Below are 10367 nucleotides of genomic sequence, written 5' to 3'. Positions count from 1 at the left end.
TGGTTTAGTTTCACCAGGAATTCCCCAAGACCAAGTATTACGAAACCAAAGAGTTGGCGCTAGATGTAACTCTTTAGCTTCTGAACCGCGATTAACAACGGTGATTTGAATCAGAATATCTTCGGGAGAATTTTTAGCATACTCTACGAATACATCAAAATAGCGGTCATCATTAAATACTCCCGTATCTATCAACTCAAATTCTGATGCTCGAGAATTTTCTGCTTTTCTGCGACCATTTTCGTTAATTAACCATTCATAGGGAAAAGCACTGTGGGGGTATTTGTACAACCCTTTCATGTAAGAGTGAGAGGGGTATTATCCAAATAAAAGTAATATTCTTTGACATCTTCCCCGTGATTTCCCTGACTATTAGTTAATCCAAATAGTCTTTCTTTGAGCATGGGATCTTCTCCATTCCAAAGAGCGATCGCAAAACAAAGACGTTGCCGTTCGTCGGAAATACCCATAATCCCATCTTCGCCCCAGCGGTAGGTACGAGAGCGAGCTTGATCGTAGGAAAGATTGTCCCAAGCATTACCATCAGCAGTATAATCTTCTCGAACTGTTCCCCATTGGCGATCGCCTAAATAAGAACCCCAGCGTTTCCACTGTTTTTCAGAGTTACGTTCTTCAATCAGTCTTTTTCTTTCTTGTGTATCTTCAATCTTGACCATGGTTTTTTCTCTTTATAGAAGACATATCTGCTGCAAATGACCCTTAATTATGAATCAAAGGCCAAAATCTAGTTTTTGGAGATGTCCAATGGATCAACTATTAGAAATAGTCTTAATTAGATAGTTTTTTGGCGATTTATAGCCAATTCCTCAGCAACTAACACATCCATAATATAGGAATTTACCTCATCTAAAAATTTAGATTTGTTGCAAATTAATGTAGATATGTTAAGATATATTATTGATATTTTTGGCGTTGGTAATTTGAGGTATGATATCATGTCTGGATCGGAGCGCGATCGAACTCCATTCCGTTTACGCGACCAAAAAACTTTCTCCTTCTATTCCTCTTTCTTCTTCTTTATTCATCGACATCGCCCCAATTTTCGTCGTATCTACCAGCCGCGCTCTGGGGTCAAACTCCGCAGTTAAACCACGACTACCAGCATTAATATCTAAGAGCAAACTATCAACCACATCTGTTTCTCCTAAATTCATTGGACCACCTCGCACACCTCTAGCAGTAGCGATCGCCTGCAACATTTTCAAAGACTCTCGCAACGGTGCCACACTAGCAATAACTAACACTTCAGTATTTCCCAATGGTTTACTTACAGTCAACTTAAACCGATCTTTTCCCGGTTGAGGCAATAACTTAGTTTCCCCCTTTTTCAACAATGCAGCATCTACTCCTTCTACCCAAGTATTGGGAAACACTATTCCCATTTCCCCACCTGCATCAACAACCAACACCGCCACATATAAATTCCTGTCTTCCTGGTTTATCACCTCTAACTGTACCTGAGTACCTAAAGGTAACAACGGTACTCCCGCTTCAACTTTTATGGGAGTAGTTGTCGCAACTTCCTCTTCCTAATCGTAATTAGCAATAACACAAAGAAAATTATGAGAAACCATATTCTATTCCGTAAATCATTTTTCTTAGAAGAACTTTTATGATTTTGCATAATTTAACTCCTAAATTTGCAGACACTTAACTATATCTGTGGGCAACTTACAATTTTTATACAACTTATAATTATTTTGTAGTTATAGCAGTCGAAGCAAAGGTTAGGACATCTCTAAATCCTGAAATCCTTTGACAGTTTACTATTCCCTATTCCCTATTCCCTATTCCCGATTCAAGGAGCGCTATAAAATTTATTATCTTGGCCTTCTAACAAGACCTACTAGACTGACACAGCTAATTAATTTTGTTCATTAGATTATTGGGTGAGGGAGGGTTCATCCGATAATTTGTAACACCATTAACTTAACGCGGAACCGCTCCTACTATTGCAAAATTTTAGGTGTTTCACGCTACTACTGAGATTGAAGCTGCATAAAATATCTTGAGTCGAGAAGTCTGGTTTATTCGTTTTGATCAAATATTTATAGCCTGTCCCGATTAACCCAACTTCTTCAGGAATAAATTGTATAAGTCCTATAGACTTCTGGTGGAAAAGAGGGAGTAGGGAGTAGGGAGTAGGGAGTACGGGGAAAGAATTCATGATTTCTGCGTATGGGATTGATTTGATTTTTAGGTAGTCCTGCATGGTAATGGTGAGGATATATATTTTTTAATTTCTCCGACACTCCCCATCTCCCCATCTCCCCATCTCCCCATCTCCCCATCTCCCCATCTCCCCATCTCCCTACACTCCCGATGCTTCCTTTACCATTACGCGAGCACCACCACCGATTTTTAATTATCACGCCTATGTCCTAATAATATTCAGGCGATCGCTAACTTTGAATAGAAGTAGTATTTCATCGCGTCTAGGGAGGGTGATGTTGGTCACAAAAATTGCTTATGTGCTTCACTTTGTGGTGGCAGAATAACTCACTCTCCTGATATCGAAAAATCACTCTCGACTTCAACTACAAGTCACCACTATAACGAAAAAAACGAAAGATGATTAAAGTATAGAGTTCAAGGTAAGTTCCATGCTTCAAATTAAATTACTCCCTGGTGCAATCAACGAAATCATGGCTTCTGTTGCCGAAAATTCTTCTCTGACTGAATCAGACCGTTATGGCCTTATGGCTGCTGTGTTGGATGATTCTATAAGTGAAGAGGAGCGTTGCAGCGTTAATAGATTGTTGCGTTCTGTTGTTAAAGGACGGGTGCAGTTAAGATAAATGTTTGTCTCTCACTATTTGTCCAACTTCTGAACTAGACATCATATAAATTCAGAAAAAGTTTAAAAAAAATCATCAATTAGTATTGGCAAAATTACGGATTTCTACCCATTCTTTATCTGATAAAGGTTCAGTAATTAACTGAATTTTAAAACATTCACTAGCTGCTCTAATTAACGCTTCAATAATCTGATTAATCAAATCTTCTCCCCTATCATTTGCAGATAAAAAAGATGTAGAAATATCAGAAACAACCGGGGATGGTTGAGAGTTAAAAACATAACTAAAAAACTCAACATCAGGTGCTAAAATCATAGAACCATGTTGTAATATTGCCCCTTTTTTTCTCAATTGCGCACTACCGATTAATTTTTTCCTATTAGGTAAGATTAAATCTGCACCTGTAGAAGTTCCAAAACAGTTTGGGTTGTTAATATAGCCTCTTCCCGCACTGCCATAAACTAAGTCAATGCCAAGCGATCGCCACCCCTGGATTAAAAATTCACAAATAGCTTGATAAGACTCTATGCGACTGCCACGAAAACCGGAAGTTATTAGACTATAAGTTAAATCTCCCTGATGCAAAACAGCTCTCCCACCAGTAGGACGACGCACAATATCTACAGATGTGCCTTGCCAAGTTAAGTTTTGCCAATATTCGGGATAGCGTTTTTGATGATAACCTAGAGAAATGGCGACTGGTTGCCAAGTATAAAAACGGAGAGTCGGTGGAATGTTTCCTTGGAGATGTTGGTGTAGTAACCATTCATCTATTGCCATTTGTAATTTTCCAGTTGTTGTTAATAGAGGTATGAGTCGCCAAAACATAATAATTATGAATTTAGTTTCTGTAATTCTCGATCTTCTCAATAGACTACTCTTAATTGAGCCATCATAGAAAGTAAATAATCTGAAAAATTATTATCAACAAACCAAGACAGATTTCAATAATTAATAATTAACAATTAATAATTACCTCTTATTAAAAAAAAGAGGATTGATTCCGAGGAACTTGTTTTCTTTTTTCTCCTTGCTCATGAGAAGCTTTAAACCTTAATTTTTCGGTAAAAGTTTATATATAATCAATTTTTGAGGGAATTTTTAGGTTAAAATATTCAGCTTCCCTCAATAGTAGGGATGGCGCAAAGGTAATATATTTAGCTATACTAGATAACTGAGTTGGGAAATTCCTTCCCTCACAATATACCTAATAAATTGGTTGATTTTTTATTTTTATGAAGAACCTACTAAAAATTCTCCCTTGGTTAGTTATTGCTAGTTTTGCTTGGTCTCTTGGTTTTTTTTACAATGTTTATTTTGGCGGTCTAATTGGTCGGTTACGGGGAATGTACTACAATAAGGTGGCACTAGCTGGTGAGTTGGAGGATTCAAAAAGACTAATAATTGTTGGTGGATCGGGAGCGCACTACACTGTCAATTCTCAGCTAATGGGGGAAAAACTTGGTATCCCTGTATTTAACTTTGGCTTGGATGGTAATTTGGGTCTAAATGTAATCTTTCCAACTATTTTGGAGCAAGTTCGTCCAGGAGATATTGTGTTGATAATTCCTGAATACTTAATGCTTTTGGATGAGGATGGAATAGGCGATCGCTCTACTTACTTTGGGTTCGCTATTGGAAAACCAGGATTAGGAGGAATTCCACCTAAGAAGTTTGGCCAAGATACTTTCGGTTTAGGTGTGCCTAGTCTGAGAAGCTTGACAAAATCTACTATAGACATAGTAAAGAAGGCAGAAGATCCAGACTATGTTCCAGACTACTATGCCGATCCAATTACAGATTGGGGCGATCCAACGAAAACATGGGAGCGCAAAGCTGAGTGGTGGGAAATGAAAGTTGGCAAACCCATTACTCCTCATTCAATTGCACGAATTAAACAATTTCGAGAGGAGTTGGAGGCTAAAGAAGCAACTTTGATCGTCTCATTACCTTTGATTTATGGTAGTACAGATGAAAAAACTATGAAGAATGTTAAGAAAACTGCTGAAGAGTTAAGCAAAATTGCTCCTACAATTTATGACAAAGAATCATTAAATTTGTGGACTGACTCCAATTTATTTGCTGATACTCACTACCACCTTAAAGAAGAAGCACGGGTTATGCGGTCAAAAGAGTTAATTGAACAACTGCAACCTATAATAAATTAATAGATAACTAATAGATATCTGGAAAAAAGAGGGAGTAGGGAGTAGGGAGTAGGGAGTAGGGGAAAAGAATTGACGGTTTCTGCGTATGGGATTGATTTAATTTTTTATTTGTAGAGATGTCTAATAGACATCTCTACAAAAGAATTTAGAGATATTCTATACAACCTTCCTAAAAGGGTTTTACAAAAGGAATATTTAATTTCTGTTCTGGAGATGTCTAAGACCATTTCTCAAAAACTTTTCTAAATTTTATTGATTAGGGGAGTAGTAGGGAGGTTGCATGCAACGTCCGAGAGCAAGAAGTAAACATAAAAATAATTAATACGCTCCTGGCTAATAATTATCAAAAAAGTTCCATGCGCCCTTTTTAATTACTTAATAATTGAAGAGTCGTCTAAGTATAGCATTAGTTTTGGGAATTGGTATAAGACCAAATTTAAAAAAGAATTTGACAAATAATTTAGGGTCTTAAGAAGGAAGAGGGAAGAAGGAAAAAGGTAAGAAAGAAGGAAGGAAAATGATAAATTTTCTCCCTCCAAATCGAGAAATTTTTACAAAAAATCAGCAGTTATAATTAGAGCAACCTTGATTTGTAGCAAACATTTATCGCACCTGGTATAATACCAAATTTCAACACAATAGTTAGAGTAAAATAACTTGCAAAACTATTAAAAGATTTCCTTTCCTCCTAGGAAAAAAAAATTTGTAGGAATATTTTTTTCAACTTGCCTAATAAACATAGCGGTGAAAAAGAATGTAGAGATATTCCATAGAACATCTCTGCAATAGTTGATGCAAAAAGCTTCTTAATATCTCGATGTATCTTTATATTTATTGCCCAAACTCTTCAGCTAAAGGCTCATCATTTTCATCAGCAAGATTCGCAACAATAGTAATTGCCCGCGAAATTTCTCCAGGAGATAATTCAGCCACAGTACGAGTTGCTACAACTACAATTTGATTGTCCACAATAGCAAAATGAGATTCCATAGTCAATAACCAATTCATTTGTAATAATCTACGCATCAACTCTGGTTCATTTTTTGCTGGTAACTTCAATACATAAGACCAAACCGTTAAAGTATCATCATCAGTTTCTCCAGTCAATCTTACATATACATCCACAGTGCCATATTTAAACTTCCACAAATGGCCTGCTTCATTTTGAGCTACCATTACCTTTTGCTCTTCTGCCATACTGGCAATGACAGTCTCAATCTCTTCTATATAGCTAAGACTGGTTTCATCTTCGGTTAGTTCATTAATATTTGCTTCCTCAATAGAAGGGTTGTCCACAGAAACAGTTTCAGGGTTGTTAGTCGTCATAATTACTTATACCTATAGGAACATCATCCATCTATCACCAGCATCAGCCTTGAATCTATTCTAATTACGAGCAATGCTGATAATATAACAGTACCTTTTTACTTTACTAAGTTCGTTTAACTCAAATTAATTAATTAGAATTAGAAACTAAAGATTTTTTTTCAAGTTAAACTAATTAATTAAAATGAAAAACTAAAAAATATTTTTCCCGACAATTTAAGAAGCGATCGGTAATCTTAATTATTAGAGAAAAAAAATGACAGAAGAAGCGAGCAAAATTAATCAAGAAGACCCATCTGAAAAAGACCCTTTTTCTATGGTAGAGAACGAAGCTTCTCAAATTGAACATCTCTACGAAGGTGCCCCTTGCTGCATATATGATGTAGACATAGCACTTTCTCTTTTGCCTGTTTGGTTTATAGACAGAATGATGACTGATATTTGGGAATTTGGGCTATTACTAACAACAGGACAAATGATAATAATAGAAAGTATCAACGCGGTTTCTATAGATGTGAATCAGGAATTGTGGATTGAAGTTTCACTCCAATCTGAAAATCTCTTTGACGATGATGATGCACAACATTTTTATGGTCATCTTTACACGGAGAACAAAAAGATAATTCGTGGAACTGATTCACAGAGGAGCAAAGCAAATATAAAGGTTTCACATATTGTAGCTGCTTTCGATGTCAGAAGTTCTTAATAGTAAAACTATCAGGAGTGCCGATCGCTCAACATAAGCAATTATACCAAATCTGAATTTAGAAAAGCTGATTTATAGATTCTCTCTATTGCCTATTGAGCGTTACTTTTTGCTTTACCCTATAATCAGCCTATAATAACCGGATTTGGTATTAGTGTCGAATAGGAGCAATAAACTCTAATATAGGGATTATTAAAGGGTGGTACAATTACCCAAAAACTTCAAACAATTTAAGGTCTATTCTTAAAAATCTTAACCGAGAATGAAACAGCCCAGCTCTGAACCATTCTTATTTTTTCCTTAGTTGTTAGTTGTCAAGTAAGCATTCAGCTACGTAGCGGTCAGCTTTTAGCTGTTTCATAAATAATGAATATACACTCTCCATCGTCAAGGTCAGTTTTTTTTTCCAAGACTTTTAATTTTCCTTAAATCTATCAATACTAATTCCTGCTCAAAAAGCAATTAATTAATAGCTGATAGCTGATAACGAAGTTCCTCTGCAAGAGGCTAGCTAACTGCTAAATGCTTACATTGTCAATATTAATAATCAGGTTTATAACCAACCCAATATTTACTGGCAAAATGAACTTCAGTGGCAATATTTATAAAGCCTGCTTTTTCTAACCGTTCTTCTAAATTATCCATAATGTAATTTTTATAATAAGGTTCGTGGAACATTACAGGAAAATTTTCTAACATTTGTACAAAATCAGGTTCATCATAGGCTTGAATCGAATCACAAATTACAAAAACGCCTCCTGGTTGAATTACTCTAAAGGTTTCTTCTAAAACTTTTTGACGTACCATTGGTGGTAATTCATGGAAGGTAAAAACACAAGTTATTCCCTGAAAATAGTTTTCTCGGAAAGGTAAATTCTCTGCATTTCCTTGCAAAAGTTGAGGTAATTCTCCCAACTCTTCAGATAGTAATTTATTTGCTTTTTTCAAGTAATTAGGTGACAAATCAATACCATAAAGAGCAGCTTTTGGCAAAGTGGCTCGAATAAATTTTAATGTTCTGCCAGTACCACAAGCTATGTCTAAAACTCGTAATTTTTGGGGAGCGATCGCTTCTACATTTTGCCCGGAAAACAATTTTTCTAACCCCATTTTTAATGGAGCTAAAATTCGTCTGCGCATAGCATCAGCAGTACCATTAAATAAAATCTCTACTTGTAAATCATAGAGATTAGCTGACATCTCGCTTAAGTATCCATCTGTTTGATAATGGAAGTTTTGTAAATAATAATTGGGATAACCTTGAGTATCTATTTCTGGAGAAAATTCTTGATATTTCTTTTGTTGAATTTTTTCCCATACCCTAGGCATATCTAACCAAACATTAGGATAATAACTAAAAAAATATGCCCATATATTGTCGAAGATAATATTAACTGGATATATGCCTTTTTCTCCATCTGCTAAATCTTTTTGGATGATTTCATCAATGCGTTGCTGCATTTTTTGGATAATTTCAGCAGACAAAGGTTTGGTATTTAGCTTGAGGTTTGGATAAATAAATTTTCTGAGTTTAGTGGAAATTTCTTTGTGAGCTAAAGCAAAGTAAATTTTGCTTTGTTGAAATGTTTGATGAGTAAATTTTGTAATTGTATTTGGCATGATTATCTTGTTATTTTGATGTTTTTTTCCAGATTTTTCCAGCTTTTAAGTATAGCAATACTTTTGATAATTGATAAAATATCAAACCAGTTTTTATTGCTAGAGTTTATATCTCGTAGAGGTTTGCTCTCCAAACCCTTACCAAATTCAAAATTTTTGCCTATGTAGAGTTTTATCTTCTAAAATAAGCGGACTTGGTACGAGACCTAGGGTGAAAAAATAGTTGAATAAAAAATCATATAAATTGGCGAAGTAACCCATCTAATCCTCATTTTATCAAAATTTTGTTGAGGATGCAACCGAAAATCCTTTGACGCGCGATTTTTTTGGAGCTTCATAGAATGAAAATGTTTGTGATTTTCCACTAGGCGAGGCATAGAAAGCAAGGGGATGTGATATGAAAGGGAAAAAAAATAGCCTTCTTCTGGGAAGGCTAATAAAATGAAATTACTATTATCAAAACGTTGGTTGAAGACCCGCGCTCTCCCGGAGGGGAGCGTCGGGATGAAAACCAATCAATGTTGCGGGCTTACACATAGTATGTTAGAATGTAAATGTTGAAAATTAAGCAGTAGATGGTTGAAAAAGCGTACAAATTTAGGTTTTACCCTACTCCGGAGCAGGAAAGTCTGTTGCGGAGAACTTTGGGTTGTGTACGCTTAGTCTACAACAAAGCTTTGGCTGCAAGAACTCAAGCTTGGTATGAACACCAAGAACGAGTGGGCTACAAACAAACCTCAGCTATGCTAACTTCCTGGAAAAAACAGAAAGATTTAGGTTTTCTAACAGAAGTAAGCAGTGTGCCATTGCAGCAAGGCTTAAGACATTTACAAACTGCTTTCACCAACTTTTTTAGTGGACGGACTAAATATCCTAACTTCAAGAAAAAGCGCAACGGTGGCAGTGCTGAGTTTACGTCATCAGCATTCAAGTGGAAAGATGGTCAAGTATATCTAGCTAAATGTGCAGAACCATTACCCATTAGATGGAGCAGGCAACTACCCCAAAACTGTGTGCCTAGTACAATTACTGTCAAACTAGAGCCTTCACCGAAGATGGTCTGTGTCTTTGAGAGTTGATGACACCAGAGATTTAAAACTTAAGCCAGTCAAAAAAAAAGTCGGGATTGACTTAGGAATTACTAGCCTTTTAACTACCAGTGATGGAGAAAAAGTTGCCAACCCAAAGAATATTCAAAGGTTACATAAAAAACTGAGGTTGGCTCAGAAATCCCTAGATAGAAAACCCGACAAAAAGTCTAATAACTATCACAAAGCCAGGCTTAAAGTAGCCAAGATACACTCAAAAATTAAAGACTCAAGACTTGACTATACCCACAAGCTCACAACCCAACTAATTAGAGAAAACCAAACGATAGTAGTTGAGGATTTGGCAGTTAACAACATGGTTAAAAACCACAAATTAGCTAGAGCAATATCAGATGCCAACTGGGGAGAAATAGTGAGGCAATTAGAATATAAAGCAGAATGGTACGGAAGACAATTAATCAAGATTGACCGATATTTTCCTAGTTCCAAGCGTTGCTCTAATTGTGGTTATGTAGTAGAAAAATTACCTTTAAATATTAGAGAGTGGGATTGTCCTGAATGTGGTAGTCACCATGACCGGGATATCAACGCAAGTATAAATATTTTGGCTGCGGGACTCGCAGTGTCAGTCTGTGGAGCGACCGTAAGACCCGAAGAGAGTAAATCTCGTTTATGCGGG

10 protein-coding genes and 1 pseudogene are annotated in these 10367 nt (G+C 36.2%); 4 read left to right on the top strand and 7 right to left on the bottom strand.

Annotated features, from left to right (window positions below; translation table 11 throughout):
• The 4 genes from F6K22_RS42230 to F6K22_RS18695 form a co-directional block, all read right to left on the bottom strand.
• Window positions 1-291, bottom strand: a 291-nt coding sequence (locus F6K22_RS42230; protein ID WP_363273873.1) for a hypothetical protein, incomplete at its 3' end; no start/stop codon positions are given.
• Window positions 292-296: 5 nt separating this feature from the next.
• Entirely contained in the window at window positions 297-677 is a 381-nt protein-coding gene (locus F6K22_RS42225) for a hypothetical protein (protein ID WP_363273871.1), read from the bottom strand.
• Between the two features lie 315 nt (window positions 678-992).
• On the bottom strand, window positions 993-1499 hold the full coding sequence (locus F6K22_RS18700) for a DUF4384 domain-containing protein (protein ID WP_293100977.1): 507 nt from the start codon (window positions 1497-1499) through the stop codon (window positions 993-995).
• A 600-nt stretch (window positions 1500-2099) separates the two neighbouring features.
• Window positions 2100-2393 carry a hypothetical protein gene (locus tag F6K22_RS18695; protein ID WP_293100975.1) on the bottom strand — a complete coding sequence of 98 codons (294 nt, stop codon included), beginning with the start codon at window positions 2391-2393 and terminating at the stop codon, window positions 2100-2102.
• Window positions 2394-2624: 231 nt separating this feature from the next.
• On the opposite strand from F6K22_RS18695, the gene F6K22_RS18690 reads away from it, so the two are divergent.
• On the top strand, window positions 2625-2819 hold the full coding sequence (locus F6K22_RS18690) for a hypothetical protein (protein WP_293100973.1): 195 nt from the start codon (window positions 2625-2627) through the stop codon (window positions 2817-2819).
• Between the two features lie 75 nt (window positions 2820-2894).
• Here the strand turns inward: F6K22_RS18690 and F6K22_RS18685 are convergent, their stop codons facing one another.
• The gene (locus F6K22_RS18685) at window positions 2895-3647 is read right to left on the bottom strand and encodes a lipoate--protein ligase family protein (RefSeq protein WP_293100979.1); all 753 of its coding nucleotides are present in this window, start codon (window positions 3645-3647) and stop codon (window positions 2895-2897) included.
• Between the two features lie 407 nt (window positions 3648-4054).
• On the opposite strand from F6K22_RS18685, the gene F6K22_RS18680 reads away from it, so the two are divergent.
• Complete coding sequence (locus tag F6K22_RS18680; RefSeq protein ID WP_293100970.1) at window positions 4055-4987, top strand: hypothetical protein; 933 nt, start codon at window positions 4055-4057, stop codon at window positions 4985-4987.
• 831 nt (window positions 4988-5818) lie between these two features.
• On the opposite strand, the gene F6K22_RS18675 is transcribed toward F6K22_RS18680, so the two are convergent.
• Window positions 5819-6313, bottom strand: a complete 495-nt coding sequence (locus F6K22_RS18675; protein WP_293100967.1) for a YbjN domain-containing protein — start codon at window positions 6311-6313, stop codon at window positions 5819-5821.
• Between the two features lie 256 nt (window positions 6314-6569).
• Between F6K22_RS18675 and F6K22_RS18670 the strand changes: the two genes are divergently transcribed.
• Window positions 6570-7019 (top strand): hypothetical protein, encoded by a 450-nt coding sequence (locus tag F6K22_RS18670; RefSeq protein WP_293100965.1) that lies wholly within the window; start codon window positions 6570-6572, stop codon window positions 7017-7019.
• Window positions 7020-7559: 540 nt separating this feature from the next.
• Here F6K22_RS18670 and F6K22_RS18665 read toward each other — a convergent pair.
• Window positions 7560-8639 (bottom strand): class I SAM-dependent methyltransferase, encoded by a 1080-nt coding sequence (locus tag F6K22_RS18665; protein WP_293100962.1) that lies wholly within the window; start codon window positions 8637-8639, stop codon window positions 7560-7562.
• Window positions 8640-9214: 575 nt separating this feature from the next.
• Between F6K22_RS18665 and F6K22_RS18660 the strand changes: the two are divergent.
• Window positions 9215-10367 (top strand): annotated as a pseudogene (locus tag F6K22_RS18660) (RNA-guided endonuclease InsQ/TnpB family protein); the annotation flags it as partial.

It is taken from the genome of Okeania sp. SIO2F4 (assembly GCF_010672385.1).
GTDB lineage: Bacteria > Cyanobacteriota > Cyanobacteriia > Cyanobacteriales > Microcoleaceae > Trichodesmium.
The sequence above is the reverse complement of the archived record's forward strand: the minus strand, read 5'-3'. Positions and strand labels throughout refer to the sequence as shown.